General features: G+C 61.0%; 25 protein-coding genes. 13 read left to right on the forward strand and 12 right to left on the reverse strand.

All coding sequences use genetic code 11. The features are described from left to right. Positions 1-63: 63 nt before the first annotated feature. Positions 64-552 (reverse strand): peroxiredoxin, encoded by a 489-nt coding sequence (locus MWU54_RS15445; RefSeq protein ID WP_247085495.1) that lies wholly within the window; start codon positions 550-552, stop codon positions 64-66. Between the two features lie 93 nt (positions 553-645). On the opposite strand from MWU54_RS15445, the gene MWU54_RS15450 reads away from it, so the two are divergent. The 3 genes from MWU54_RS15450 to MWU54_RS15460 are packed head-to-tail and all read left to right on the forward strand — an operon-like array spanning position 646 to position 2,609. Next, on the forward strand, positions 646-1,854 hold the full coding sequence (locus MWU54_RS15450) for an FAD-dependent oxidoreductase (RefSeq protein WP_247085498.1): 1,209 nt from the start codon (positions 646-648) through the stop codon (positions 1,852-1,854). Continuing rightward, entirely contained in the window at positions 1,851-2,423 is a 573-nt protein-coding gene (gene rsmD / locus MWU54_RS15455) for a 16S rRNA (guanine(966)-N(2))-methyltransferase RsmD (protein ID WP_247085500.1), read from the forward strand. The genes MWU54_RS15450 and rsmD overlap by 4 nt, the downstream gene beginning before the upstream one ends. Positions 2,424-2,435: 12 nt before the next feature. After that, on the forward strand, positions 2,436-2,609 hold the full coding sequence (locus MWU54_RS15460; RefSeq protein ID WP_247085502.1) for a hypothetical protein: 174 nt from the start codon (positions 2,436-2,438) through the stop codon (positions 2,607-2,609). An 81-nt stretch (positions 2,610-2,690) separates the two neighbouring features. Here the strand turns inward: MWU54_RS15460 and MWU54_RS15465 are convergent, their stop codons facing one another. Further along, positions 2,691-3,740: a TRAP transporter substrate-binding protein gene (locus MWU54_RS15465; RefSeq protein WP_247085504.1), complete on the reverse strand. Its 1,050-nt coding sequence runs from the start codon at positions 3,738-3,740 to the stop codon at positions 2,691-2,693. A 256-nt stretch (positions 3,741-3,996) separates the two neighbouring features. Here MWU54_RS15465 and MWU54_RS15470 point away from each other — a divergent pair, with 256 nt between their 5' ends. Then, complete coding sequence (locus MWU54_RS15470; protein ID WP_247085505.1) at positions 3,997-4,965, forward strand: MBL fold metallo-hydrolase; 969 nt, start codon at positions 3,997-3,999, stop codon at positions 4,963-4,965. Here MWU54_RS15470 and MWU54_RS15475 read toward each other — a convergent pair. Together MWU54_RS15475 and MWU54_RS15480 are read right to left on the reverse strand one after the other, a co-directional pair. Beyond that, complete coding sequence (locus tag MWU54_RS15475; protein WP_247085507.1) at positions 4,962-6,146, reverse strand: MFS transporter; 1,185 nt, start codon at positions 6,144-6,146, stop codon at positions 4,962-4,964. The two genes, MWU54_RS15470 and MWU54_RS15475, sit on opposite strands and share 4 nt — an antisense overlap. A gap of 3 nt (positions 6,147-6,149) precedes the next feature. Continuing rightward, a complete protein-coding gene (locus MWU54_RS15480) occupies positions 6,150-7,103 on the reverse strand; it encodes an L-threonylcarbamoyladenylate synthase (protein ID WP_247085795.1) in 954 nt (317 codons plus the stop codon). Positions 7,104-7,241: 138 nt separating this feature from the next. On the opposite strand from MWU54_RS15480, the gene MWU54_RS15485 reads away from it, so the two are divergent. Both MWU54_RS15485 and MWU54_RS15490 read left to right on the forward strand, forming a co-directional pair. Next, a complete protein-coding gene (locus tag MWU54_RS15485; protein WP_247085509.1) occupies positions 7,242-8,942 on the forward strand; it encodes an acyl-CoA dehydrogenase in 1,701 nt (566 codons plus the stop codon). Next, positions 8,939-9,985, forward strand: coding sequence for an MBL fold metallo-hydrolase (locus MWU54_RS15490; RefSeq protein WP_247085511.1), 1,047 nt, complete (start codon positions 8,939-8,941; stop codon positions 9,983-9,985). The genes MWU54_RS15485 and MWU54_RS15490 overlap by 4 nt, the downstream gene beginning before the upstream one ends. Positions 9,986-9,994: 9 nt before the next feature. Here MWU54_RS15490 and MWU54_RS15495 read toward each other — a convergent pair whose 3' ends face one another. Beyond that, positions 9,995-10,552: a YqgE/AlgH family protein gene (locus MWU54_RS15495; RefSeq protein WP_247085513.1), complete on the reverse strand. Its 558-nt coding sequence runs from the start codon at positions 10,550-10,552 to the stop codon at positions 9,995-9,997. Positions 10,553-10,684: 132 nt separating this feature from the next. Here MWU54_RS15495 and MWU54_RS15500 point away from each other — a divergent pair, with 132 nt between their 5' ends. Next, on the forward strand, positions 10,685-11,503 hold the full coding sequence (locus MWU54_RS15500; RefSeq protein WP_247085515.1) for a protein-disulfide reductase DsbD domain-containing protein: 819 nt from the start codon (positions 10,685-10,687) through the stop codon (positions 11,501-11,503). Between the two features lie 7 nt (positions 11,504-11,510). Here the strand turns inward: MWU54_RS15500 and MWU54_RS15505 are convergent, their stop codons facing one another. The 5 genes from MWU54_RS15505 to MWU54_RS15525 all read right to left on the reverse strand — a co-directional run bounded on the left by MWU54_RS15505 (position 11,511) and on the right by MWU54_RS15525 (position 18,285). Then, a complete protein-coding gene (locus tag MWU54_RS15505) occupies positions 11,511-14,915 on the reverse strand; it encodes an efflux RND transporter permease subunit (RefSeq protein ID WP_247085517.1) in 3,405 nt (1,134 codons plus the stop codon). 3 nt (positions 14,916-14,918) lie between these two features. Next, positions 14,919-16,379 (reverse strand): HlyD family efflux transporter periplasmic adaptor subunit, encoded by a 1,461-nt coding sequence (locus MWU54_RS15510; protein ID WP_247085519.1) that lies wholly within the window; start codon positions 16,377-16,379, stop codon positions 14,919-14,921. Between the two features lie 92 nt (positions 16,380-16,471). Continuing rightward, positions 16,472-17,014, reverse strand: coding sequence for a molybdenum cofactor biosynthesis protein B (moaB, locus tag MWU54_RS15515; RefSeq protein WP_247085521.1), 543 nt, complete (start codon positions 17,012-17,014; stop codon positions 16,472-16,474). 2 nt (positions 17,015-17,016) lie between these two features. Further along, on the reverse strand, positions 17,017-17,808 hold the full coding sequence (locus MWU54_RS15520) for a uracil-DNA glycosylase (protein ID WP_247085522.1): 792 nt from the start codon (positions 17,806-17,808) through the stop codon (positions 17,017-17,019). Between the two features lie 66 nt (positions 17,809-17,874). After that, positions 17,875-18,285 carry a hypothetical protein gene (locus MWU54_RS15525; RefSeq protein WP_247085524.1) on the reverse strand — a complete coding sequence of 137 codons (411 nt, stop codon included), beginning with the start codon at positions 18,283-18,285 and terminating at the stop codon, positions 17,875-17,877. Positions 18,286-18,568: 283 nt separating this feature from the next. Here MWU54_RS15525 and MWU54_RS15530 point away from each other — a divergent pair, with 283 nt between their 5' ends. The 6 genes from MWU54_RS15530 (at position 18,569) to MWU54_RS15555 (ending at position 24,520) form a co-directional block, all read left to right on the forward strand. After that, positions 18,569-19,531, forward strand: a complete 963-nt coding sequence (locus tag MWU54_RS15530) for an aspartate carbamoyltransferase catalytic subunit (protein WP_247085526.1) — start codon at positions 18,569-18,571, stop codon at positions 19,529-19,531. Next, on the forward strand, positions 19,528-20,076 hold the full coding sequence (locus MWU54_RS15535; protein WP_247085528.1) for an aspartate carbamoyltransferase catalytic subunit: 549 nt from the start codon (positions 19,528-19,530) through the stop codon (positions 20,074-20,076). The genes MWU54_RS15530 and MWU54_RS15535 overlap by 4 nt, the downstream gene beginning before the upstream one ends. A gap of 2 nt (positions 20,077-20,078) precedes the next feature. Next, entirely contained in the window at positions 20,079-20,474 is a 396-nt protein-coding gene (locus tag MWU54_RS15540; RefSeq protein ID WP_348647661.1) for a hypothetical protein, read from the forward strand. Then, positions 20,471-21,766, forward strand: coding sequence for a dihydroorotase (pyrC, locus tag MWU54_RS15545; protein ID WP_247085530.1), 1,296 nt, complete (start codon positions 20,471-20,473; stop codon positions 21,764-21,766). Before MWU54_RS15540 ends, pyrC begins: the two co-directional genes overlap by 4 nt. Then, on the forward strand, positions 21,766-22,377 hold the full coding sequence (gene plsY / locus MWU54_RS15550) for a glycerol-3-phosphate 1-O-acyltransferase PlsY (RefSeq protein WP_247085532.1): 612 nt from the start codon (positions 21,766-21,768) through the stop codon (positions 22,375-22,377). Before pyrC ends, plsY begins: the two co-directional genes overlap by 1 nt. A gap of 106 nt (positions 22,378-22,483) precedes the next feature. Then, positions 22,484-24,520, forward strand: a complete 2,037-nt coding sequence (locus MWU54_RS15555) for an NADH:flavin oxidoreductase (RefSeq protein ID WP_247085534.1) — start codon at positions 22,484-22,486, stop codon at positions 24,518-24,520. Positions 24,521-24,620: 100 nt separating this feature from the next. Here the strand turns inward: MWU54_RS15555 and msrA are convergent, their stop codons facing one another. Both msrA and msrB read right to left on the reverse strand, forming a co-directional pair. Further along, the gene (msrA, locus tag MWU54_RS15560; RefSeq protein ID WP_247085536.1) at positions 24,621-25,127 is read right to left on the reverse strand and encodes a peptide-methionine (S)-S-oxide reductase MsrA; all 507 of its coding nucleotides are present in this window, start codon (positions 25,125-25,127) and stop codon (positions 24,621-24,623) included. Further along, positions 25,124-25,573: a peptide-methionine (R)-S-oxide reductase MsrB gene (msrB, locus tag MWU54_RS15565; RefSeq protein ID WP_247085538.1), complete on the reverse strand. Its 450-nt coding sequence runs from the start codon at positions 25,571-25,573 to the stop codon at positions 25,124-25,126. The genes msrA and msrB overlap by 4 nt, the downstream gene beginning before the upstream one ends. Positions 25,574-25,597: the final 24 nt, after the last annotated feature.

The following is a 25,597-nucleotide window of genomic DNA, read 5'->3' on the forward strand; positions in this document are numbered from 1 at the left end:
GTACGAAGTTTCTTTGACCTTCCCTAATATTTTCTTGCTACGCCTGAATTGGCGGCACTTGTCCTAAAGTTCGGCAAGCAGTGCTTCACCGCCAGAAACTTCACACACGCCCGGGCTGTCCTCGACATGCAGCTTGGTCACCTTGCCGTCTTCCACCAGCATCGCATAGCGCTTGGACCGCGCAATCAACCCGGCTGGCGGGGCGTCAAAATCCATCCCGATGGCCTTGGTAAATGCGCTTTCCGCGTCCCCCAGCATCGTGATGCCGGCTGCGGTCGCCCCTGTCGCTTCGCCCCAGGCCTGCATCACAAAAGGATCATTCACGGACACGCAGATAATTTCGTCGACGCCTTTCGCATCGAACTGATCCTTCGTCCTGATAAAGCTTGGCACATGTGCGGAATGGCAGGTCGGCGTGAAGGCGCCCGGAACCGCGAAAACGACAACTTTCTTGCCCTGGATGTGATCGACAAGCGAAACCGCTTCGGGGCCGTCGCCGCCCATCTTGACCAGTTCAGCGGCTGGAAGAGTATCGCCCGGTGCAATCGTCATGGTGTGTCCTCGCTCAAGAATTGCAATTCAGATACCCTGTCATATAGGGTCGCGCCGGACGAGACCAATGGAAGTTGGGGAAAAGGAGCGCGGATGAGCCACGTAATTGTTATCGGGGCCGGTCAGGCCGGAGCATCGGTTGTTGCCCGGTTGCGCAGCAAGGGATTTGACGGCGACATCACCCTGATCGGCGAAGAGCCTGTGCCCCCTTACCAGCGCCCACCGCTGTCGAAAGCCTATCTCCTGGGGGAAATGGAACGCGACCGTCTCTACCTGAGACCTGAGAGTTTCTACGACGAACAGAACGTCACCCTGGCCCTTGGCGCACCGGTCACGGATATCGACACGTCCGGGCAAACCGTGTCCGTCGGGGATCAGCAGCTGCACTACGACCACCTGGTTCTGACCACCGGGTCACGCCCCCGTCGCCTGCCCGACGCCATCGGCGGTAACCTGACCGGCGTGCTGCTTGTGCGTGGCTTGGCAGATGTGGATCAGATGGCCCCCCGGTTCGTAGACGGCGCGCGCGTGCTCATCGTTGGGGGTGGGTATATCGGTCTTGAGGCTGCCGCTGTTGCCGCAAAGCGCGGGTTGCAGGTCACGTTGGTGGAGATGGCCGACCGCATTCTGCAGCGTGTCGCGTCACCGGAAACGTCTGCGTTTTTCCGCACCTTGCACAAGGATCACGGTGTCGATCTGCGGGAAGGGGTCGGCTTGGATCACCTGACCGGAGAGGCGGGTGCGGTCTCGGGGGCTGTGTTGTCAGATGGCAGCAAGATCGATGTCGATTTTGTCCTTGTCGGTGTGGGCATCGCGCCAGACACGGATCTTGCCGAAGCGGCCGGGCTTACGCTTGACAATGGCATCGCGACCAATGCGTTCGGACAAACCTCGGACCCCAAGATCTGGGCGGCCGGTGATTGTGCGTCCTTTCCGTTGAATGGTCAGCAGATGCGTCTTGAATGTGTGGGAAACGCGATTGATCAGGCCGAGTGCGTGGCCGACAACATCCTTGGCACCGAAACGCCCTATGTTCCCAAACCCTGGTTCTGGTCGGATCAATACGACGTCAAGCTGCAGATCGCGGGGCTGAACACCGGCTACGACACGGTGATCGTTCGCGCGAGCGATAGCGCGGTGTCGCATTGGTATTATTCAGGGGACACGCTTCTGGCGATTGACGCGATGAATGATCCCCGCGCGTATATGGTTGGCAAACGGTTGATCGAAGCGGGCAAGTCACCCGACCCGGCCGTGGTGGGTGATCCGGAAACCGATCTCAAGGCGTTGTTGAAAGCGTGAGGATCATCGCCGGGACGTGGCGCGGCCGTACGCTGGCCAGCGTCGGCAAGGGCGATCCGGGGGCGCATCTACGGCCAACAACGGACCGGGTGCGCGAAAGCCTGTTCAACATGCTGGGCGGCGGCCGGTTTGGCGATCCGTTCACGGAGGCCCATGTGCTTGACCTTTTTGCAGGCACGGGCGCTTTGGGACTTGAAGCGCTGTCGCGCGGGGCGCAATCGGCTGTGTTTGTCGATGACGGTCGCAAAGCGCTGTCGCTGATCAAGGCCAATCTGAAGACGCTGGACGCCGAGAACGCCCGCGTGATCAGCCGCTCCGCCACACGTCTGCCCGTCTGTGATGGACCAGCTGCCACATTGGTGTTTCTTGATCCGCCCTATGGCAAGGAACTTGGCCAGGCCGCGCTTGCCTCTGCCGTGGCAGGCGGATGGATTGCGACAGGCGCGTTGATCGTGTGGGAAGAAAGCACGCCGCAACTGGCACCGGTCGGGTTTGCGAAACTTGACACACGGCGGTACGGCGACACCCACGTGACGCTGTTGCGTTTTGGTGAAACGGACGCACCGTGATAAACGAATAACATGGGTACCCTCGCCGCCACAGCCGACGATCTGCGCGCCTGCGAAGATCGTGCAAAAGACACCACAAGACCGCCAGCCAAGGGCGGGCCAGTTCTGATCGCGGATTGCGTGACGCCCGTGTCGGGGGAAACACTGCTGTCCCTGTTCTGGAAACGTTGGGATGCGCAGTCCTGACACTGCGCCGGGATATTTACATCGACGCAAAAAAGGCGAGGCATCGCTGCCTCGCCCTCAGACCGTCACGGTCTGCGGTGATCAACCGTCTGCGGGCACCGTTTCAGAACGCGTTCCCGCAACGGCGGTCTTCGCATCCTCGACAAGCTGCGCCGCGTTCAGCCCCCGGGCCGTCATCTCTTGAATCCAGTCCCGGGTGACCTCTTCGCCCAGCGCCACAATCCGGGCTGTTTCGGCATCGCTGAGAGTTGCAATCTCGTTTCCGGCCTCTTCCATCAGCGCGCGACCTACGACATCCCCGGTATCATGGGCACGTCCGGCCATGGCGGATGTTTCAAGACCGGAGTTCGCATCAATGACCGCTTTGAGATCGTCCGGCAGCGCATTGTAGCTGTCCTTGTTCATCGCCCAGATGAAATAAAGGTTATAGAGCGACATATCCCCCGCCACGTCGGTATGGCTGTCGGTCAGCTCATCCAGCTTCAGCGATGGGGCCATTTCCCAAGTGATCACACCCCCGTCGACCACGCCTTTGCTCAGCGCTTCGGGAAACTGGGGAACCGGCAAACCAATGGGTTCGGCCCCAAGCTTGTCGAGCAAAAGCGTCGCAGCGCGCGACGGGCCGCGCAGTTTCAGACCGGCAAACGCGCTCAGATCCTCGATGGCATCGCCTGTCTTGTGAATGATCCCGGGCCCGTGCATGTGCGCCGCGATCAGGTGAACATCGGCGAAATCGTCCATCAGGTGGTGTTGCGTATACACCCACGCCGCCCGCGACGCCTCTTCCGCGCTTTTGGTGACCATGAAGGGCAATTCCAGCGCCTCGGCTTCGGGGAAACGACCCGGCGTATAGCCCGGGATCACCCATCCCCCATCAATGACACCATCCTTGATCAGATCGTATTGCGCCGTGGCTTTGCCACCCAGTTGCATGAAGGGATAGATCTCGATCTTGATGCGGCCGTTGGACTCCGCCACTACCTTCTCGACCCATGGATCGAGGAAGTATTTCGGGTTCGCGGAATTCGGCGACACGAAATGTTGGAATCGCAAGGTCACGTCCTGTGCGATCCCGGTGGTTGCGGTGAGGCCAAGCATGGCGGTTACAGCGGCGGTCTTGAGAAACGTCATATCCCCGCGCCTCCTATCTGACTGTGTCAACGCGCTGCTGCAGTGCAGCACAGGCTCTATGTAGGAGGTCCGGACCCTTGTTGCAAACGACTCGCAAGAGGCGCAGGATACCATTCCGCTCTATTCTGTTGAGAGCACACAGACATCCCGGATGACGGGGAATCAAAGCGTGGCTTTCCCCTGGGAAATCGCAATTGCGATGCGGGCCCTGCATATGGTATTCACAAATATGAATTTATCTTTGGGAGGAGACCCCATGCTGCTGCGCCCGACCCGCCGCTCGTTTCTCAAGACGGCTGCCGCGATGCCCACCTTAGCCCTGCCCGCGACATCGGCGCTTGCTGATCTCGGCGCGCCAGAGGGCGGCAATCCGGGGTATTTCCACTTTACACTGGGCGACGCCAAGGTAACGGTTGTGTCCGACGGTCATCTGTCGCTTCCCACGGGGGGGCTAGGCATCAATGCAGACGTGGCCGAGGTTCAGGCCTTTCTGGCCGCGCATTTCCTGAACCCCGAGTTCAGCTATTCCCACACGAACCACCTTTATATCGAAATCGGAGACGCCAAGCTGCTGGTCGATGTCGGCTCGGGCAACCGCTTCATGGACACCGCCGGGCGTCAGTGGAGCAACCTTGAAGCCGCGGGAATTGACCCGATGGAGATCACCCATGTAGTCATCACCCACGCGCATCCGGATCACATCTGGGGCATTCGCGATGATTTCGACGAAGCGATCATTCCCGACGCGGCCTATTTCCTCGGCGAAGCCGAGCACGCGTATTGGATGCAAGACGGCTTGGCCTCGCAGGTTTCCGAAGACATGCAGCAATTTGTGGTTGGTGCGCAGAACTCGATCAATGTTGACGGGGCCGACTGGGATCTGGTGTCAGACGGGGCCGAAATTGTGCCCGGGGTGCGGGTAATCGGAACTCCGGGGCACACGCCCGGTCATTTGTCTGTTGTGGTCGAAAGCAACGGTCAGCAGCTGATCGCGCTTGGCGATTCAATGACCCACGCGTATCTGAACTTCGCCCATCCCGACTGGTTCAACGGCACGGATATGGACGGCGATCAAACCGTGGCCACGCGCAAGCGCTTGCTCGACATGGCGGCGGCAGACCGGATGGCCGTGTTGGGCTACCACTTCCCCTTCCCCGGCGTTGGGCATGTCATGCGAGACGGTGACGGGCACAGCTTTGTGCCCGCGCTTTGGCAATTCGGCTAGGCGCGCCCATCACGCAGGTTGGCGGCGCGGTGCGACGCGAGGATATGGAGCAACGCGCCAAGCGAACACGCCCCGGCCACCGCGCCCAGCCACGTGATGTCCGAGACTGTCTGCACAAAACCCCCAAGCGCTGATCCGGCGGCAGTGCCGATGTAAATCGCCGCCGCGTTCAGCGCGAACACAACACCGGTGACCGTGGGCGCAAGGCCCATGAGCCGCACCTGTTGCGGGGCCACAAACGACCAGCCCATCGCCGACCAGCAAAACACCAAAAGCAGCAGCACCCAAGGGGCCAGCGGCAATCCCGAAAAGACCGGCATGAGACAGATATTTGCCAGGCACAGCAGCACAAGGGATCGCACGGAGCCCAGTCGATCCGTCAAGACGCCGCCCAGCAGATTTCCGGCAACCGCCCCCGCGCCATAGACAAAAAGCACCAAGGTGATGCCGTTACGCCCGTACCCCATCGTGTGTTCCAGCAATGGCGCAAGATAGGTGAACAGAACATAAATCGCGGCCAGAAAGCTCGCCGTGAACAGGACGGCGCCCATGATGAACCCATCGGTCAGCGTCTGCGCCAGATCAGAGAGCGATACGGGCTTGAACCGCAATCCCGCCGGGACCCGGACCCAGATCAGACATGTCGCCATGACCGCCAGAGCCATCACGATCCAGAACGCGGCCCGCCAGCCAAAGGTGAACGCGATCCAGCCGCCTGCCGGCACGCCGATCACCTGTGACAAGGTCAGCCCAAAATAAAACGCCGCAATGGATTTCCCTTGGGCTGTCGGCGGTGCCAGTGCGGCCACAACCGCCGCACCCACTGGCGTCACGATACCCGCACCCGCTGCGGCCATCGCGCGTGCCACGTAAAGTGTCGTCAGGTTTGTCGCCATCGCCGACATGAGCGCAGACAGTGCAAAGATCGCCATCCCCGCCGCCAGCACCCGCCGCCGCCCGACCTGACCGGTGAGGGATACCAGCAAGGGCGACAACACGGCATAGGACAGCGCGTAGGCGGTCATCGCACCGCCTGCCGCTGCGGTCGTGGTCTCAAGCCCGGAGGCCAGCAAAGGAACCATGCCAATGACGACAAAGGCGCCCATTCCGATGACAAAATTGCAGGCGGACAGCAACGCGATCAAGCCGACCGGTGCCGCTTGATCGGGTTTATCTGTCATGGGTTATCCTTCGCGAGGGGCGGCCGCCCGGCTGAGGCGATCATTAATCGCAACACCTAGCCCATGGTGTGGAATTGGCGATACCGCGATGACCGCACCGCCTTTGGCATCAAGCTGATGAAGGTACTCGAACAGATGGGATGCAGCTTCGACCAGATCACCGTCCGCAGACAGGTTTAGATCGCACTCAACCGCGCCGAACCCAAGGCACAATTCGCCGTCCTGCCAGTCGGTCGCGTTCAGGCGGACCGCCGCGTTTGGCGCGTAGTGCGACATCAATTGCCCCGGTGCCGAAATGGCCTCCGCGTTCTTGCGCACTGCGATCGGATGACCAAGGCACGCGGTCAACTGTTCCTCGGTCACACCACCGGGGCGCAGCAAGACCGGCCTGTCCGCAAGCCCAACGATGGTCGATTCTACACCCACGTCACAGCGCCCGCCATCGAGGACCGCGTCGATGCGGCCGGTCAGCCCGTCAACCACATGCGACGGTTGCGTCGGGCTGATCTGGCCCGACCGGTTGGCTGATGGCGCGGCGACCGGTCCTCCGAACGTTTTGAGTAACGCCCGCGCGGGGCCATGCGCAGGCAGGCGCACGGCCAGCGTCTCCAGGCCCGCTGTCACAAGCTTTGAAATCGGGCTGTCAGGTTTTTTCGGCAACACAAGCGTCAGCGGACCCGGCCAGAACGCCTGCGCCAGACCGTCCGCCTCGGCGGTCCAGGTGACGTGCTGCTTGACTGCATTCAGATCGGCGAAATGAACGATCAACGGGTTGAAACTGGGGCGACCTTTCGCCTCGTAGATCCGCGCGACGGCATGGTCATTACAGGCATCTGCGCCCAGCCCGTAGACGGTTTCGGTTGGAAACGCGACAAGCCCGCCGGCGCGCCACAGGTCTGCGGCACGGGTGTATCCCGCGTCAGTGTCGGGCAGGATTTGCAAAGAGGACGAGTTCATTCGTCGTGACGCCGCGTTTCTGTTGATGGCGTCGACGCCTTTCGTCAGGGTCACACCTAATCCGTCGGCTGCTTATCGTTCCGGCATCCAATTGCCAAGCCGCCGCACGCAGACCCACGTACCCTGAGTGAGCCGCACATGCCTTATCGCGCACCTATTTCCGAATTTCGTTTTTTATTCGACCACGTCATTGGCTTTGATCAAGTTGCCCAGACAGACCGCTTTGCAGAAGCGACTTCCGAAACCGTGGACGCCGTGCTGACAGAGGCTGGCAAGCTCTGTGAAGACATCCTGGCCCCACTTCAGCGCCCGGGCGATCTGCACCCTGCGCGGCTGGAGAACGGCATCGTGCGCACGTCGCCAGGCTATGCCTCGGGGTTTCAGGCCATCGCTGAGGGCGGCTGGATCGCTATCGCGGCCGACCCGGACCATGGCGGTATGGGCTTGCCCATGACCGTTGCGTCGGCTGTCAACGAAATGATGAGTTCCACCTGCCTGTCGCTGCAGCTTGCGCCACTGATGACCCAAGGACAGATCGAGGCGCTGGAACACCACGCAAGCGATGACATCAAGGCGCTCTATCTGCCGAAGCTGATTTCGGGCGAATGGGTCGGTACGATGAACCTGACCGAACCGCAGGCGGGCAGCGATGTGGGCGCGCTCAGCACGAAGGCGGTGCCGAATGACGACGGCACATATGCGATCACCGGGCAGAAGATTTACATTTCGTGGGGCGACAACGATTTCACCGAGAACGTCTGTCACCTTGTTCTGGCGCGACTGCCGGGTGCCGTGCCGGGCACCAAGGGCATCAGCCTGTTTCTTGTCCCCAAGCGCATTCCCGATGAAAACGGCGCGCCGGGTGTGGCCAACAGCCTCAAGGTGGTTAGCCTTGAACACAAGATGGGCCTGCACGGCAGCCCGACTGCGGTCATGCAATATGATGGCGCGACCGGGTGGTTGATCGGCAAGGAACATGACGGCATGCGCGCAATGTTCACTATGATGAACAATGCGCGTCTTGGCGTCGGTGTGCAGGGCATCGGTGTGGCCGAAGGCGCCTATCAACACGCGCTGGCCTATGCTGAGGGCCGCAAACAGGGGCGCACCGAAAACAACACCATCACCGACCACGCCGATGTCCGCCGCATGCTGGCCACGATGAAGGCCGACACCTTTGCCGCGCGCGCAATTGCCCTCGCCTGTGCCGTGGCTATCGACATGGAAACCGCCACCGACCATCCCGACTGGGCCGCCCGCGCCGCACTTCTGACGCCGATCACGAAGGCCTTTGGCACCGACACGGGTATTGACGTTGCCGGGATAGGCCTGCAAGTGCATGGCGGTATGGGATTTGTTGAAGAAACCGGTGCCGCGCAGTTTTCGCGCGATGTACGCGTGACCGCCATCTACGAAGGCACAAACGGGATTCAGGCGATGGATCTTGTGGGCCGCAAGCTGATGGATGGTGGCGAAGCGGCGTACCGGTTGCTGGACGAAATGGAAGCCGACGCCGAGGCGGCACGCGCCATTCTTCCCGAACTGGTGGATCCCGTGTGGCAAGCCTGCGAAACGCTGCGCGAAACCACCGAATGGATGGTCGCAAACGGGACGCAGGACCGCTTTGCCGGGTCTGTGCCTTACTTGCGTGGCTTTGCCCGCGTGCTGGGCGCGCATTTCCATCTGAAGGCTGCGCTTGCCGATCCGGAGGGGGCCCACGCACGGCTGGCCGCCTTCTATATTCACCGACTGCTGCCCGAACATGTGGGCCTTTTGGCCCATGCGCGTCAGGGCGCGGATGATTTGTATGCCATCACAGTGGATGATCTTGTCGCATGAAAGACCGAAGTTCAGGCGGAATCCGCTACCCTTGGGACATACCACCCGAGGAAGGTGACGCCATCGAGGTCGCCGACGGTATCCTTTGGATTCGCCTGCCGCTGCCGATGAAGCTGGACCACGTCAATGTCTACGCACTGGACGAGGGCGACAGCTGGACACTGGTGGATACGGGCTTTGACTCCAAACGCAGCACCGCGCTGTGGACCCGTCTTCTTGACGGTCCGCTCAAGGGCAAGCCGGTGGCGCGTGTCTTTGTCACGCATCACCATCCAGATCATATCGGCATGGCCGGTTGGTTCCAGTCCGAACATGGCGCAACGCTGACCACAACCCGGACGGCGTGGTTGATGGGGCGGATGTTGCAGCTTGATGAACAGGCCACGCCAAATCCCGAAACGCTGACCTTCTGGCAACGCTGCGGCATGACACCGGAGATCCTTGAAAAACGCGCCTCGGAACGCCCGTTCAACTTTGCCGATTGCGTCGCGCCAATGCCGCTGGGCTATCAACGCGTCAGGCAGGGTGACACGTTCCAATCGGCGGGGCGCACATGGGACGTGCATATCGGCAATGGCCACGCCCCGGAACATGCGACGCTGTGGTCCCGGGATGACAACCTGGTGTTGGCGGGCGATCAGATCCTGCCGTCGATCAGTTCCAATATCGGTGTCTATGCCACAGAGCCCGAAGCCGACCCGGTTGCGGATTGGCTGGAAGCCTGTGAACGGTTTGCCACGATGGCGCGCGAGGATCACCTGGTTCTGGGGGGGCACAAAATGCCCTTTACCGGGTTGCCGCTGCGCCTGCATCAGCTGATCGAAAACCATCACGGCGCGTTGCGTCGGCTTGAAGCACATATCGCAGAGCCAAAATCGGCAGGCGACTGCTTTGCACCGCTCTTCAAGCGGCAGATCGGCGATGGGGAATACGGGCTCGCACTGGTCGAAGCGATGGCGCATTGCCTGCATCTTTGGCACGAAGGCCGCGCGACACGCACCCTGAACGCTGGCGGAGCATGGGAATTTCAGACCAAGCGCTGAGGCCGGAGATCAGGCGCGCCCACCCGAGGCGGACAAGGCCAGTGGCGTGATTCCAAGACTGCCAAGCGCGGCTTCCCATTTCTGGGCATCGTCGGTGTCAAATACCAGCTCGGACGACGCATCACAGGTCAACCACCCGTTCGAGGCTATTTCGTCTTCCAATTGCCCCGGCCCCCACCCGGCATAGCCCAGCACAACCAACCGTTTGACCGGTCCTGTGCCCTTGGCAATGTTTTCCAGAACGTCCAGCGTGCCGGTCATCGCGAAACTGTCATCGACATTCAGCGTGGTCATGTCCGAACGGAAATCCGGGGAATGCAGTACAAAGCCACGTCCCAACTCCACCGGACCACCGAAATGCACCCGCAGATCCGACACCTCTTCGGGATTGTCGATCGACAATTGCTCGATCAGGTTGTCAAAGGTCACATCCGCCGACGGTTTGTTGACGATCAGCCCCATCGCGCCTTCGTCAGAATGCGCACATAGGTAAATCAAGCTGTGCTCGAACCGGGGGTCGGGCATTCCAGGCATCGCAATCAGCAATTGCCCGGTCAGGTCAGTCATGGTCTGGGTCTCTTGCACAGTTCAAAGATGGCCGCGCGGGCGTGGCGTTGCAAGACCACAATCCCGACATCCTCGCGCGATATCGCTGGTTTGTGACTTTTCATCGCGGCGGAAAGCCGCCATCTGCTGGGTATGAAGCTTTTTCGCACCCTGTGTACCGCCTTGATTGCCGCACTGGCCCTGACCAGCCCAACGGTGTCCTCTGCCGGAGACACCAAAGGTCTGTCCAAGGTCGAACTGCGCCCCGGGTGGCGCTTGCAGGATGGCAGTCACATGGCCGCGCTGCACCTTGTTCTGGAACCGGGCTGGAAGACATACTGGCGTGCGCCGGGGGATGTTGGCATTCCGCCGCAATTCGATTGGTCCGGGTCGCGCAACATCCGCAGCGTCTCGACTAGCTGGCCCACGCCCGAGGTCTTCTTTGAACAGGGCATGCGCTCGGTCGGGTACAAGCGCGAGGTGGTGATCCCGTTACACATGACCGCGCTCCGGTCTGGCGAGGACATGTCGCTGTCCGGTGAAATGCAGATCGGCATCTGCAAGGACATTTGCATCCCCGCACATCTGAGCTTTGAAGCCACCCTGCCGCCGGCATCAACCAGGCCGGACCCGATGATCGCCGCCGCGCTCACCGACATGCCGTTCACTGCCAAAGAGGCCGGTGTCACATCGGTCACCTGCCATCTGGAGCCCAACACCGATGGCGGGTTGCTGCTGCATACCAAGATCGACCTGCCCAGCGCAGGCGGAACCGAATACGTTGTGGTCGAGGCCGGAAACCCCCATGTCTGGGTGGCAGAACCTGACAGTCGCCGTGACGGTGGATCGCTTTATGCCACCACGCGTCTGATCCATGTCGAAGGACGCAGCTTTGCGCTGAACCGCGCCGATCTGCGCTTTACCGTGATCGGCAGGTCGCATGCGGTCGATATCCGGGGCTGCACACCCTGATCCGGTGTCACGCCGGTTTGCGCACCCGCATGACACCCACCGCCAACGCGGCCAGAATATACATCGCCAGACAGATCGCTGCGGCCCCCACGACAAAAAGTCCCAGCACTGTCGACAGGCTGACCTCTGCCCCGAGCGGCGCAAAGGACAGCGCTGTCTTGACCGCGACCGGCAGATCACCGGTCGCCGCGAAGGCCCCCATGGTTACACTCAGCCATGCCAAGATGACGGCAGAGGCCGCCCCCATCGCCACACGCACGCCGGTTTTCCGGAACCGCAAGGCACGACGGGCGGTCTGAGTCAGACGGCCAAAATCATTCTGGATCGCCATGAGCGACGGCACGATCAGAAGAACAAGAAACATCCCAAATCCCAGACCGTAGACCAGAGTGATCACCGTCGGTTTCAGGAACTGCGCCTGATTGGATTGCTCATAGAGCAGAGGTACAAGCCCCAGCACCGTGGTCGCCGTGGTCAGGAACACGGGCCGTAACCTGTCCGCAGCCCCGTCTATGATCGACGGAATCAGCCCGCGATCCTGCGCTTTCTCGTCAATCGTGGTCACCAGAACAATCGAATCGTTGATGATGATCCCCGTCATCCCCAACAGCCCCACAACCGTAAACATACTGAGCGGAACATCCCATCGCGCATGCCCGTAGATCGTCCCGACAAGACCAAAGGGGATAACCGACATCACTACCAGGGGCCGCGTCCAGCTTGCAAAGACCCACGACAACACGATGTAGATCGCCAGCAAGGCAAGGATCAGCCCGGTGCGCGCATCATTGAGGAACGCGCCCTCCTGTTCGCTTAGCCCGGACAAGGTGTATTCCACCTGCCGCTCGCTGGCGATGTTGGGCAGGATCTCTGCCTCAAGCGCCTGCATGATCTCGTTCGCCCGCGCCGGGTCGTCCTCTGACAAATCACCGGTAACCGAAATCAACCGAATGCCGTTTTCGCGCCGCACGGTCGAAAACCCTGTCCGCCGCTCGACACTGACGATATCGGCCAACTGCACATAGGCCCCGGCAGGCGTGCGCATCTGGGTGCGTTCAAGGAAATCCGCCGTCAATTCGCCGGTCGGCAGTTCCACCCGGATCTCAGCACTGCGTGGACCATCGGGATAGGTTGCCGCCTCGATCCCGCCAAGCCGCGCGCGTAGGACACGGCCAAGCCCGTCGATGGTAAAGCCCAGCGCCTGTCCTTGTGGCGTCAACTCAAGGATCAGTTCCTCTTTGTCATAGGCCAGATTGTCTTCAACCGCAGACACTTCGGGATACCGCGCCAACGCGGTCTTGAGGTCTTCGGACGCGCCTTTGAGCGTCTCGGCGCTGGCACCATAGAACTGCACATCCAGTGAATCGCCTCCCGGTCCGGACCCCCAGCTTCTGAAGCTGATGGTTTCAACCAAGGGATGGCGCGGCACGGCGTCCTGAAGTTCGCTCACGAAGGCGCGGCTGGAAAACGGGCGCGAATCTGCGTCGATCAGTTCTATCGATACGCCGCCCAGAAGATCCGTATCCTTGGTATCGGTCCCCGCAATCCCGCGCCCGGCGTTGCCGCCAATCTCGGCGATGACATAGTCTATTGGGTTCACACCTTCACGGTCTTCGAACGCTTTGCCGATGTCTTCGACCGATTTCTGAAAGATCCGCATCATCTCAAGCGTGTCTTCCCGCGTGGCCCCCGGGGCCATGGCAAAGTTCCCGGTGATCGAATTGCGCTCGGGCGCGTTAAAGAACCGCCACTGCACGTCGCCGCGAATGAACATCGCGGCCTGCGCGGCCAGCAGAACAACCGCCCCCGCCAGAACCGCGTACCGGGCTTGAATCACCACCGCCATCAATGGTCGGAACAGCCGCTCCCGCACCCAGCGGAACCCCCGGTTCACAACCCGGGACGGCACATCGTACCAGTGTTCCTTTGCGCTATGCGTCAGGGCGTGCGCCATATGGTTCGGCAGGATCAGGAAGCATTCGATCAGGGACGCGGTCAGAACCGCGATCACCGTAAACGGAATGTCCGCGATCAGATCGCCAAACCGCCCGCCAATCGCCACCAGACCAAAAAACGCGATAATCGTGGTCAATGTCGCCGAAAACACCGGCAAGGCCATGCGTTGCGCCGCCCGTTCCGCCGCATCCACCGGAGCCATTCCGTTGCGCGCCAGATGATCGGCATGTTCACCGACAACGATTGCATCATCCACGACGATGCCCAGCGTGATGATCAACGCGAACAACGAGATCATGTTGATGGTGATCCCCGCCGCATACATCAACGCAATCGCCGCCATCATCGCTGCCGGGATCCCGGCAGCCACCCAAAAGGCGGTGCGCACGTTGAGGAAAAGGAACAACAGCGCAAGCACCAACCCAAGCCCGGTCAGGCCGTTGTCCAACAGGATATCCAAACGCCCCGAGATCGCCTCGGCCCGCGTGCGGATCAGGTCAACCGAGACACCGTCAGGCAGCGATGCCTCAAACTCGGATGCAACCTCTTCAACCTTGCGCTGGATCGCAATCGCGTCTCCCTGATCGCTGCGGTCAACGCGGATCGAAATGGCCGCGTTGTCACCCACGAAATAACTGCGTTCGCGGTCGATGCCTTCAACGATGACAACGCCAACGTCGCCGACCGTCAGTTTTGACCCGTCATCATTGGACCGCAGCACAATGTCCGAAATCTGGTCCGCGCTGCGCTTTTCGACACCGGTGCGCACCCGCGTGTTGGCATTGCCGACATCTCCTGCGGGATTTGCATCAACCTCCTGTGCGATGGCGTCCGCCACCTCCTGCATCGAGATATCAAACGCGATCAGATTGGCCGAGGGCACTTCGACAATCGTTCGGGGTGCCGCCAGCCCGCGAATGGTGGTCCGCGTCACGCCTTCCGCAAACAGGCGCGCGGTCAGTTCATCCGCGAAGCGTCCCAGCTGATCAACGCTGACCGGTCCGGTGATAATCAGGTCGGTGACGCGGTCGCGCCACTGACCACGGCGGACGACGGGATCTTCGGCATCGGCGGGCAACGTAGTGACGGCATCCACGGCGGTCTGCACATCGTCCGCCGCACGGGACATGTCCCAGCCGGGTTCAAACTCCAGTTGCACGCTTGCACTGCCTTCGCGCGAACTTGCCTCGGAGCTTTCGACGCCTTCCACCGACAACAGCGCCGGTTCCAGCACCTGAACCACACCGCGGTCCACGTCTTCGGCCCCGGCCCCATCCCAGCGCACCGACACGCTGACATTATCAACCACGACATCGGGAAAGAACTGCGCCCGCATGTTCGGGATCGCCATCGCCCCGGCCGCGATCAGCAGCACCAGCAACAGGTTCGCCACCGTCTTGTGGCGCACGAAATACCCCAGAACGCCGCCTGCCCGGCCCGAAAGCGTGCGCGCCATGGCCTAGCCTCCCATCCGGGATTCGATCCGTTCAACAACCCGCGCAGGCACTTTGCCCTGCGCCAACTGATCCAGAATGCGTTGCTTGGCTTCGGCGGGCATCCGTGTGTTGCCTTCGACAAAGGCGGTCAGTCGCGCGCGGCGCTCGTCGGTCAGTTCAACCATCTCGGGCTGCTCGACCACAGTCTGACCTCCGGTTTCGCGCAGCGGGCGCACCTTGATGCCGCCACCAAGCAATGGTGTCCGTTCTGCAACCACATCGCGCCCGTTCAGGCCACGTGCCCGGATCAGCACGTCGTCGCCCTGACGGCGCACAAGGGTCACCTGAACAATCTCAAGCCGATCATCCTCGGCCAGAACCAAAACCTCGTTCGCCGCGTTCAGGGCAGAGGCCGGAACCCGCGCCACACGTTCGATGGGCGGTTCCTGGATCTTGACCGTTACAAAATCGCCCGGCCGAAACCCCGGCGCGGTGTCCAATGTCGCAAACAGCAAGCGCCCGGTTTGGCCGGATCCCACGGCAGCACCGGACCGGCTCAGCGTGCCTTTTGCGGTCAGGTTGGTTCCGAACACGTCCAGCACGACGGTCACATCCGCGTTCTGCAGCTTGCCCGCGTCATCGAGCAAGCGTGCGAATTGCTGCGTCGAAACCCGGAACGCCACTTCAAGCGCGTCGGCATCAATCAATCGCGCAAGCTGTTCGTTGGAGGATACCAGACGACCTTCGACAACCGACACGTCCGAGAGCGTTCCGGTGAATCCAGCCGTGATCACCGTGTCATCAAGCCGCCGCTGTGCTTCGGCCTCGGCCAGAATGGCGCGCGACAATCGGGTTGTGGACTGATCAATCCGCGCTTCGGCCTGCGCCACCGCCTGACGCCGCGACAAAACCGACTGACGCGCCTGCGCAGCCGCCAATTCTGCCACTTCAACAGCCGCTGCCGTCCCGACACCCCGGTCGCGCAAATCGCGCTGCCTCTGGAAAGCGCGTTCCCGCAATGCCGCCTGTTCCTCTGCCGCAGCCAATTCATCCTGCGCCAGCACGAGCGCACGGTCCGCTTCGCGCTGTTCCGCTTCGGCGTCCAGAATATCGCTTTGGACCCGCTCCAGAACGGATTGCGCATCGGTCGGATCAATGCGCAACAAAACCTCACCCTCAGTGACAGAGCCACCTTCGACAAACTCGGGCGCGATTTCGACCACGCGTCCGCCAACTGCCGCGCGAATCTCAAGCGTGCGACGGCTTTCAATCTGGCCAAAAGCCGTCAATTCCGGAGTGATGGTTTCAAACTGAACCGGCACCACGTTGACGGCAAAAATCCGTTCGCGCGGCTGGAACGACCGGGGTTCCTGCGCCATCCGATCCTGCACGGCATCGCGCACCTGCACCCCGGCATAGGCCAGAAGACCCAACGTCAGGGACAAAAGAAAAAGGCCAGTCAGGCTACGGCGCAAAAAGCGCATGGCGACAATCCTTCATCGCAATTCTGTCACTCAACGTAGTCAGAACCGCATGTTTTCCAATAACACGTCTATTTGTTACACGACGACGTAGGTCATTTCCGTCGCAAGTGTTCATCCAAACGCGGAAGAATCTCGACAAAGTTACAGGGCCGGTGCCGGTAATCGAGTTGCAGACTCAGAATTTCGTCCCAAGCGTCCTTGCACGCGCCCGGACTTCCCGGAAGAGCAAACAGGTATGTCCCATTGCGCACCCCACCGGTTGCCCGGCTTTGAATGGCGCTGGTGCCGATCTTGTTGAACGACACCATCGTGAACACGGTCCCGAACGCGTCGATCTCTTTTTCGTAGACATCCCGGTGCGCCTCGACGGTCACGTCGCGGCCCGTCAAACCGGTGCCACCCGTCGAAATCACGACGTCAATCTCTGGTTGGTCGCACCAAGCGCGCAGCAGATCGGCAATCTCGGCCCGTTCATCCTGCACGATCTTGCGATCTGCAACGATGTGCCCGGCCCCTTCGATCCGTCCGACCAGTGTGTCGCCAGACCGGTCTTCCTCCAGTGTTCGGGTGTCACTAACCGTGAGAACCGCAATGCGGATGGGCAGGAAGTCTTTGCTGTCGTCGATTCGGCTCATGCTCAGGCTTTCTTTTTGTGCAGTCGCGCCTGCAAGTCCAACAGGTCGGCCCAAGCCTCGCGCTTGGCTGCAGGGTTACGCAAAAGATAGGCCGGATGGAACATCGGCAACACCGGACGGCCAACCGCTTCGGTCCACTGCCCCCGCAACCGCGTGATGCCGCGTTTGCCCAGAAGCGCCTGGCACGAGATATTGCCCATCACAACCAGCAGGTCGGGCTGCGCCAGCGCGATATGCCGTTTCAGGAAGGGCAACGTCATCGCCATCTCATCCGGTTTCGGATCGCGGTTCTGCGGCGGGCGCCAGGGCAGGACATTTGTGATATAAACAGCCGCATCGGCGTCACGGTCACGCCCCAGATCAATCGCCGCCAGCATTCTGTCCAGCAACTTCCCGGCACGCCCGACAAACGGTTTTCCGACGCGGTCTTCCTCCCGCCCCGGCGCTTCCCCGATGATCATGACCCGCGCGCCCGCAATACCATCGCAAAATACAAGATTGCGCGCGCCTTTCTGCAATTCGCAATGCGGGTACGCCGCCATCGCATCCTGCAACGCGGCAAGATCACCCGCCCCGCGCGCCGCCGCCTCGGCAACCGCCACCGGATCAATCGCGTCTTGCTGGGCAACCAGCGCATCCGAAACAGGCCGCGCTGCTGCAACAGGCACTTTGGCAGGTGTCGCCACCTGTTCAAAACGATTGATGGGCGCGTCCGAGATCGCCTCGGTCACACCCATTTCAACCTGCCATTCAAGCGCGGCCCGCGCCGCGTGCCAATCCATCTGCGAATCCATGTGGTAGACTAACGCGGCATGGAAGGCTGCAAAAGCGGCGATCAGTCACCGCGTTTGCAGATCAAGTCACATCGGTGGGAATTGCCCTGGATAGCGCTTCCAGTTTGGCAAAATCGGCTGCGCCGATGGATAATGCTGAACATGCGATGGGGCCATCTTGGCAGTTGCCGCCGGAGCATGACGCGCCGGTCCCGCACCAATCACACACCCCTGCTCAATCATTGCTTTGGAAATCGCGTCATAGTGACCGCGCGCACTTGCCAGCTGCGCGGATTGGTCGACGCTGATCGGCAATGCGAAAATCGCGGGCCAGAAGATCAAGGCACTCGTTGTGATGAATACTGTGTCGGACTGCGCCGCTTTGCGCTGCTCTGCTGTGACATGCCGCACATATCCGGCAAGCGTCACGCGCTCGTTGTAGAGTTCCTGACAGCTCGCGCCGCGATAAACGATGCTTGGGATATATGTGGCCGGCACACGCTGAGCCTGTTCAGCACACGCAGAAAGAAAGAGGCCGGCCCCAAGCAGGAGGCCAGTTAAGGTATTATTAATAGTCATTATTTTCCCCGAAGCAGCAGCAGTTAGTCTTCGACGCCATCATCGAAGGAACAACTTGGGTAGTCAACCATATGGAGAGTAAAATTTTTCGAAGATCGCAATATATAGACAATTATCCACAGAATTTTTGACCGCGGGAGTTGGCTTGAAGCGCTACCGGAGGACACCTATAAGCGGGCTGTTCGGGTTTTAGGGTTCACGCATGATCTTCACTCAACGACACCTTCTTGGGATCGAACCCCTCCGCCCGGACGAAATCACAACGCTGCTGGACGTGTCGGACCAATATGCCGACCGCAATCGCACGCGGACGCGCAGCACGGATGTGCTTGCGGACATGACACAGATTAACATGTTCTTCGAAAACTCCACCCGGACGCAGGCCAGTTTCGAACTGGCGGGCAAGCGGCTTGGTGCGGATGTGATGAACATGGCCATGCAGGCCAGTTCGATCAAAAAGGGCGAAACGCTTGTTGATACAGCGCTGACGCTTAATGCGATGCACCCCGATCTGCTGGTTGTACGTCATCCCCATGCCGGGGCAGTGGACCTGTTGTCGCAAAAAGTGAACTGCGCGGTGCTCAATGCCGGGGACGGCAAGCACGAACACCCGACGCAGGCGCTGCTGGATGCCCTGACGATCCGACGCGAAAAGAAACGCCTGCATCGCCTGTCCATCGCCATCTGTGGCGATATCGCCCACAGCCGCGTGGCGCGGTCGAACATCCTGCTGCTGGGCAAGATGGAAAACCGCGTGCGCCTCGTGGGGCCGCCCACCCTGATGCCATCAGGTATTGGCGAATTTGGCGTCGAGGTGTTCGAAGACATGCGCGAAGGTCTCAAGGACGTTGATGTGGTGATGATGCTGCGGCTTCAGAAGGAACGCATGGATGGCGGGTTCATCCCGTCGGAACGCGAATATTACCACCGCTACGGGCTCGACGCGGAAAAGCTCAGCCATGCCAAGGAGGACGCCATCGTCATGCACCCCGGTCCGATGAACCGCGGCGTTGAAATCGACGGCACGCTGGCCGACGACATCAACCGGTCGGTCATTCAGGAACAGGTCGAGATGGGCGTCGCGGTCCGAATGGCTGCGATGGATCTGCTGGCCCGAAATCTCCGCGCGCACCGCGCGGCACAGCCCGAAAGCGTGATGGTATGAGCACCAAGATGCACATCAAAAGCAGCGAACGCGGCGTGATCCGTGTGTTTCACATCGACCTGCCCCGCGAGGCGATTGAACGCTTCACGACACAAGCCGGAACAGGCGAATGGCCACTGCAATACGCCTTGGGGGCCAAATCCTTGCGCAACGCCTTTGTCGAGGTGGTGGACATCCGCGAACTGGGAACGATGTCGCTGTCGCAATATCTGTCCGAAGCGCATGATGTGACCGGTGACGATTTCGACGCCATGCGCGCTCAACTGGACGCCCTGAAAGGCCACGCGCTGATCCTGCCCTCGCAAGCGTTCAACCAGACCGAACAGGAATTGACGATTGCGACCCCTGTCCGCTGGGTCGGCACGTTCAACGAACCCAAGTCCGCACCGCGCGGTGCCCCGGTTCGAAGCACCTCCGCCATTGGCACCGGCTCGGGGGCAAAAGCGCCGCCTGCGCAAAAGTCGAACTCTGGTCTATGGTTGATCGTGGGCATCCTGGGTGTGATCGTTTCGGGGATCATTCTTGCCAAACTGTTGGTCAACTGACCGTGACGGAGTTTCGCCCCGATAAATCCGCCTACATCCGATCTCACGCCGTGATGATGGCAATTGCCATGGCCGGAGGGATGCTCATCCTGTGGCTGGTGGGCAATCCACATGTCTGGACCGGTGCGGTCGGCGGGATTGCCGCAGTTCTGCTGCGCGGCTGGTACGTTGCAGATGAAGCCATGGATGAGGGATGGACCCTGACCACCACGGGTTTGGACGGTCCCGGTGAACGCCATGTCGACCTGTCCGCCATCGAGAAAATCCGCACGATTGCCGGGTCGGTTCAGATCATCACCAAATCCGGCGACAAACACCTGATCAAATATCAGGCAGATCCACAGGCCGTGATCGCGCAGATCGAAGACGCCATCAAGGCAACGGAGCCGTCGACATGACCACGCTTATCACCAATGCCCGGCTGGTCGATCCCGAGGCGGGCACGGTCAGGCATGGCGCGCTTTTGATGCGCAACGGTGTGATTGCCGATGTGTTTGACACGCCAGACCCACAAATCAGCACTGACAGCATCCCCAAGGACGCGCGCCTTGATGCGAACCGCAAGTGCATTGCGCCGGGCATCGTTGATATCGGTGTGAAAATCTGTGAACCGGGGGAACGGCACAAGGAAAGCTATGGCTCGGCCGGTCAGGCCGCAGCTGCCGGTGGCGTCACCACCATCGTCACGCGCCCCGACACCAGCCCCGCCATCGACACGCCGGAAACGCTTGAATTTGTGCGCCGCCGCGCCAACGAAGCGGCCCCGGTTCATGTTCTGCCCATGGCTGCCCTGACCAAGGGGCGTGCCGGGCGCGAAATGACGGAAATCGGCTTTCTGATGGACGCCGGTGCGGTGGCCTTCACCGATTGCGACAGCGTCGTCCGGGACACCAAGGTCCTGAGCCGCGCCATGACCTATGCCCGCGCGTTGGGTGCACTGATTGTCGGCCATCCACAGGAACCAACCCTATCTCAGGGCGCGGCGACGACATCCGGCAAATTCGCATCCTTGCGCGGCCTGCCTTCGGTGTCGCCAATGGCCGAACGCATGGGGCTGGACCGCGACATTGCCCTGATCGAGATGACCGGCGCGCGCTATCACGCCGACCAGATCACAACAAGCCGGGCCCTGCCGCCACTGGAACGCGCCAAACACAACGGGTTTGATGTGACCGCCGGAGTGTCGATGCACCACCTGACACTGAACGAATTCGACGTGGCCGACTACCGCACGTTCTTCAAGGTCAAACCCCCGCTGCGCGCCGAAGACGACCGGCACGCCGTTGTCGACGCCGTCAAGACGGGCCTGATTGACGTGATCGGATCGTTCCACACTCCGCAGGACGAGGAAAGCAAACGCCTGCCGTTTGAAGAAGCCGCCAGCGGCGCGGTGGGTCTGGAAACCATGCTGCCGGTGCTCATGCGCCTGTATCATTCCGGCGATCTTGACCTGCCTACGCTCTTTCGCGCGCTGTCGCTCAACCCCGCCAAGCGGCTTGGGCTGAAGTGCGGACGCCTGACCAAGGGTGCCCCTGCCGATCTGGTTCTCTTTGATCCGGACAAACCCATCATCCTTGACCGTTTCAAACTCAGATCAAAGTCCAAAAACACACCCTTTGACGGCGCTCGCCTGCAAGGTAAGGTTCTTGAAACCTTTGTGAGCGGAACCTCGGTCTACCGGAGCGCCTGATGCCCTTTTTCGAATCGAGCCTCGCCGTCCTCGCCCTCTGGGCCGTGATCGGCTACCTACTCGGGTCGATCCCCTTTGGCCTTGTGCTGACAAAGGCGCTGGGGCTTGGCAACTTGCGGGAAATTGGATCGGGCAATATCGGGGCGACAAATGTCCTGCGCACGGGTAGCAAATCCACCGCCGCTGCGACCCTGATCCTTGACGGCGCAAAAGGCGCGGTTGCGGTGCTCGCGGCCCGCGCCCTTGCCGGAGAGGACGCCGCACAGCTTGCCGCGCTGATGGCGTTTCTCGGCCATTGCTTCCCGATCTGGATTGGTTTCAAGGGCGGCAAAGGCGTTGCCACCTTCCTTGGCCTGATGCTGGCGCTGGCCTGGCCCGTGGGCCTGCTGTCCTGCGCCACCTGGCTTGCTGCCGCCGCGATCAGCCGCATCTCAAGCCTGTCAGCGCTTGTCGCTGCCGCGTGGGCGCTTTTGTGGTGTATCGTGCTGGGTCAGGGGCAGATCTTTGTGCTGACCGTTCTTCTGGTTGTGCTGATCATCTGGCGGCACAAGGACAACATTCGGCGTCTGAAGGCCGGGACCGAACCCCGCATCGGTGGGTCCAAGGCGTAAGGCCGTCCAGAAACAACGTATCAAAGCCGACCTCTGCCGTCGCTTTTGGCGTGACACCCCAAACCGTTTCCCCAAATACTGGCCCAAACCAGCTAGGGGACCCACGATGTCAAACGATCCACTCCTTCAGCCCTACCAGCTCAAGCACCTGACACTGAAGAACCGGATCATGACAACCGCACATGAGCCAGCCTACCCCGAAGACGGGATGCCCAAGGACCGCTATATCGCCTATCATGCCGAACGCGCGAAGGGGGGGATCGCGATGGCCATGACCGCCGGGTCGGCCTCGGTCTCCAGGGACAGCCCACCCGCTTTCAACAACGTCCTGGCCTATGACGATAACGTGGTGCCATGGATCAAACGCCTGACCGACGCACTACACGAACATGATTGCGCGGCGATGATCCAGCTTACGCATCTGGGCCGTCGCACCACCTGGAACACCGGCGACTGGTTGCCCTCGATCTCCTCTTCGAAACACCGCGAACCGGCACATAAGGCGTTTCCCAAACTGGCCGAAGACTGGGACATCGCCCGCGTGATCACTGATTTCGCCGATGCCGCCGAACGCATGAAGGAAGGCGGCATGGACGGGATCGAACTTGAGGTCTACGGCCACCTGCTCGACCAGTTCTGGTCGCCGCTTACAAATGACCTCGACGGCCCCTATGGCAACGCAAGCCTTGAGACACGCATGAAACTGCCGCTGGAGGTGTTGGCAACGGTGCGCGAACGCGTCGGCGACGATTTCATCGTCGGCATCCGCTTCACCGCCGACGAAACCGAGGCCGGGGGCATCACCCCCGATCTTGGCCTGCAAATGGCGCAGATCGTGGCCGATACCGGCCAGTGCGATTTCCTCAATGTCATCCGGGGGCGCGTTCACACCGATCCGTCCCTGACTGATGTCATCCCGCTGCAAGGCATGAAAAGCGCGCCGCACCTGGATTTCGCAGGGTCGGTACGTCAGGCCACCGGCATGCCCACCTTCCACGCCGCCCGCATCCCCGATGTGGCCACCGCGCGCCACGCCATCGAGGCGGGTCTGCTCGACATGGTCGGCATGACCCGCGCCCATATGGCCGATCCGCATATCATCCAGAAAATCCGGGACGGGCGCGAACACGACATCCGCCCCTGTGTCGGCGCGACGTACTGTCTGGATCGCATCTACGGCGCGGGTGGCGCGCTTTGCATCCACAATGCCGCCACAGGTCGGGAACTGGAGATTCCGCATGTCATCACACCCGCCTCGGAACGGCGCAAGGTTGTCATTGTCGGGGCCGGCCCTGGCGGGCTGGAAGCCGCGCGCGTGGCCGCCGAGCGCGGACATGATGTGACAGTCTTCGAAACCCAACCCGACCCCGGCGGTCAGGTTCGTCTGACCGCGCAGAACCAAAGACGGCGCGAGATGATCGGCATCATCGACTGGCGCATGGCGCAATGCGCCGCCCGCGACGTGACGTTTCACTTCAACACCTGGGCCGAGGCCGAGGATGTCACCGCCCTCAACCCGGATGTGGTCATCATAGCCACGGGTGGATTGCCCAATCTCGAACTCTTCGAAAGCGGTGAAGAGGCGCAGAACGTCATCTCGACATGGGATCTCATTTCCGGCGATGTCAAACCCGCCGAACGCGTGCTGATCTATGACGAAACGGGGGATCACGCCGCCATGCAGGCCGCTGAAGTGGCCGCCCACGCGGGATCCGAGGTCGAGATCATGACACCGGACCGCACCTTTGCGCCGGATGTGATGGGCATGAACCTGACGCCTTATATGCGCAGCCTGCAGGACAAGAACGCCACCTTCACGGTGACGCGTCGACTCAAGGGCGTCACCCGTTCGGGCAACACGCTGACCGCCACCATCGGAACGGATTACAGCGATTACAGCTTCGACAAAGAGTACGACCAGATCGTGGTGAATTACGGCATCATGCCGATGGACGATCTCTACTTCGCGCTGAAACCGCTCAGCGGCAACAAGGGGGCGGTTGATTACGACGCGCTCATCGCGGGAAAGCCCCAACCAAGACCATCAGACGGCTTCCAGCTTTTCCGCATCGGGGACGCCGTATCGTCGCGTAACACCCACGCCGCCATCTACGATGCGCTGCGCTTCATGAAAGACCTCTGAAAGCGCAGCCTTCCCTCGTTCCTCTTGCCGAAAATACCTCGGGGAGCGCGAGGGGCAGCGCCCCTCGCACGGTCGGACCGGCGCAGCCGGTCCGAACCCGTTATTCCGCTGCGTCGCGCTTTGGCAGCACCCAATCGGGTCGCGGGAAATGGCAGGTGTAGCCGTTCGGGAACCGCTCAAGATAATCCTGATGCTCCGGCTCCGCTTCCCAGAAATCACCCACCGGTTCCACTTCGGTCACCACCTTGCCCGGCCAGATGCCTGACGCATTCACATCGGCAATCGTGTCCTCGGCCACCGCCTTCTGCGCGTCATCGACATAGTAAATCGCTGACCGGTAACTCATGCCCCGGTCATTGCCCTGCCGGTTCAGCGTGGTGGGGTCGTGGATCTGGAAGAAAAACTCCAGAAGCGTGCGATAGGAGATCACGTCGGGATCGAAAGTGATTTCGATCCCTTCCGCATGGGTGCCGTGGTTGCGATAGGTCGCGTTCGGCACATCGCCGCCCGTGTAGCCAACACGGGTGGACTGCACGCCAGGCAGCTTGCGGATCAGATCCTGCATCCCCCAGAAACATCCCCCCGCCAGAACAGCGCGTTCAGTCATGCCACGTCCTCCACTTGGTCCAGATAGTCACCATAGCCCTCGGCCTCCATATCATCGCGATGGATGAACCGCAGGCTGGCGGAATTGATGCAATAACGCAATCCACCCCGGTCCTGCGGGCCATCCGGGAACACATGTCCCAGATGGCTGTCACCATGGGTCGACCGTACCTCGGTGCGGATCATGCCGTGTGACAGGTCGCGCAATTCGTTGACATGCGCCGGTTCGATCGGCTTGGTAAAGCTGGGCCAGCCACAGCCGGATTCGTACTTGTCCGACGACGCGAAAAGCGGCTCTCCGCTTACGATATCGACATAGATCCCCGGTTCCTTGTTCTCCAGGTATTCCCCCGTACCCGGCCGTTCTGTCCCGCTTTCCTGCGTGACGTAGAACTGTTCCGGCGACAGGGTCGCGATGACGTCCGGGTTCTTTTCATACTTGGCCATAAAGGGCACCTCCGTTCGATGTCT

This window comes from Marivita sp. S6314 (assembly GCF_023015985.1).
GTDB lineage: Bacteria > Pseudomonadota > Alphaproteobacteria > Rhodobacterales > Rhodobacteraceae > Marivita.

Excerpts from the sequence above, each read along its gene's own strand:
- MWU54_RS15465 (WP_247085504.1), bottom strand. The coding sequence starts at position 3,740 with ATGACGTTTCTCAAGACCGCCGCTGTAACCGCCATGCTTGGCCTCACC.
- MWU54_RS15475 (WP_247085507.1), bottom strand. The coding sequence starts at position 6,146 with ATGACAGATAAACCCGATCAAGCGGCACCGGTCGGCTTGATCGCGTTG.
- MWU54_RS15555 (WP_247085534.1), top strand. The coding sequence starts at position 22,484 with ATGTCAAACGATCCACTCCTTCAGCCCTACCAGCTCAAGCACCTGACA.
- MWU54_RS15505 (WP_247085517.1), bottom strand. The coding sequence starts at position 14,915 with ATGGCGCGCACGCTTTCGGGCCGGGCAGGCGGCGTTCTGGGGTATTTC.
- plsY (WP_247085532.1), top strand. The coding sequence starts at position 21,766 with ATGCCCTTTTTCGAATCGAGCCTCGCCGTCCTCGCCCTCTGGGCCGTG.
- pyrC (WP_247085530.1), top strand. The coding sequence starts at position 20,471 with ATGACCACGCTTATCACCAATGCCCGGCTGGTCGATCCCGAGGCGGGC.
- MWU54_RS15480 (WP_247085795.1), bottom strand. The coding sequence starts at position 7,103 with ATGAACTCGTCCTCTTTGCAAATCCTGCCCGACACTGACGCGGGATAC.
- moaB (WP_247085521.1), bottom strand. The coding sequence starts at position 17,014 with ATGAGCCGAATCGACGACAGCAAAGACTTCCTGCCCATCCGCATTGCG.
- MWU54_RS15530 (WP_247085526.1), top strand. The coding sequence starts at position 18,569 with ATGATCTTCACTCAACGACACCTTCTTGGGATCGAACCCCTCCGCCCG.
- MWU54_RS15510 (WP_247085519.1), bottom strand. The coding sequence starts at position 16,379 with ATGCGCTTTTTGCGCCGTAGCCTGACTGGCCTTTTTCTTTTGTCCCTG.
- MWU54_RS15450 (WP_247085498.1), top strand. The coding sequence starts at position 646 with ATGAGCCACGTAATTGTTATCGGGGCCGGTCAGGCCGGAGCATCGGTT.
- MWU54_RS15500 (WP_247085515.1), top strand. The coding sequence starts at position 10,685 with ATGAAGCTTTTTCGCACCCTGTGTACCGCCTTGATTGCCGCACTGGCC.
- MWU54_RS15520 (WP_247085522.1), bottom strand. The coding sequence starts at position 17,808 with ATGGATTCGCAGATGGATTGGCACGCGGCGCGGGCCGCGCTTGAATGG.
- msrA (WP_247085536.1), bottom strand. The coding sequence starts at position 25,127 with ATGACTGAACGCGCTGTTCTGGCGGGGGGATGTTTCTGGGGGATGCAG.
- MWU54_RS15485 (WP_247085509.1), top strand. The coding sequence starts at position 7,242 with ATGCCTTATCGCGCACCTATTTCCGAATTTCGTTTTTTATTCGACCAC.
- MWU54_RS15460 (WP_247085502.1), top strand. The coding sequence starts at position 2,436 with ATGGGTACCCTCGCCGCCACAGCCGACGATCTGCGCGCCTGCGAAGAT.
- MWU54_RS15470 (WP_247085505.1), top strand. The coding sequence starts at position 3,997 with ATGCTGCTGCGCCCGACCCGCCGCTCGTTTCTCAAGACGGCTGCCGCG.
- MWU54_RS15495 (WP_247085513.1), bottom strand. The coding sequence starts at position 10,552 with ATGACTGACCTGACCGGGCAATTGCTGATTGCGATGCCTGGAATGCCC.
- MWU54_RS15445 (WP_247085495.1), bottom strand. The coding sequence starts at position 552 with ATGACGATTGCACCGGGCGATACTCTTCCAGCCGCTGAACTGGTCAAG.
- MWU54_RS15535 (WP_247085528.1), top strand. The coding sequence starts at position 19,528 with ATGAGCACCAAGATGCACATCAAAAGCAGCGAACGCGGCGTGATCCGT.
- MWU54_RS15490 (WP_247085511.1), top strand. The coding sequence starts at position 8,939 with ATGAAAGACCGAAGTTCAGGCGGAATCCGCTACCCTTGGGACATACCA.
- msrB (WP_247085538.1), bottom strand. The coding sequence starts at position 25,573 with ATGGCCAAGTATGAAAAGAACCCGGACGTCATCGCGACCCTGTCGCCG.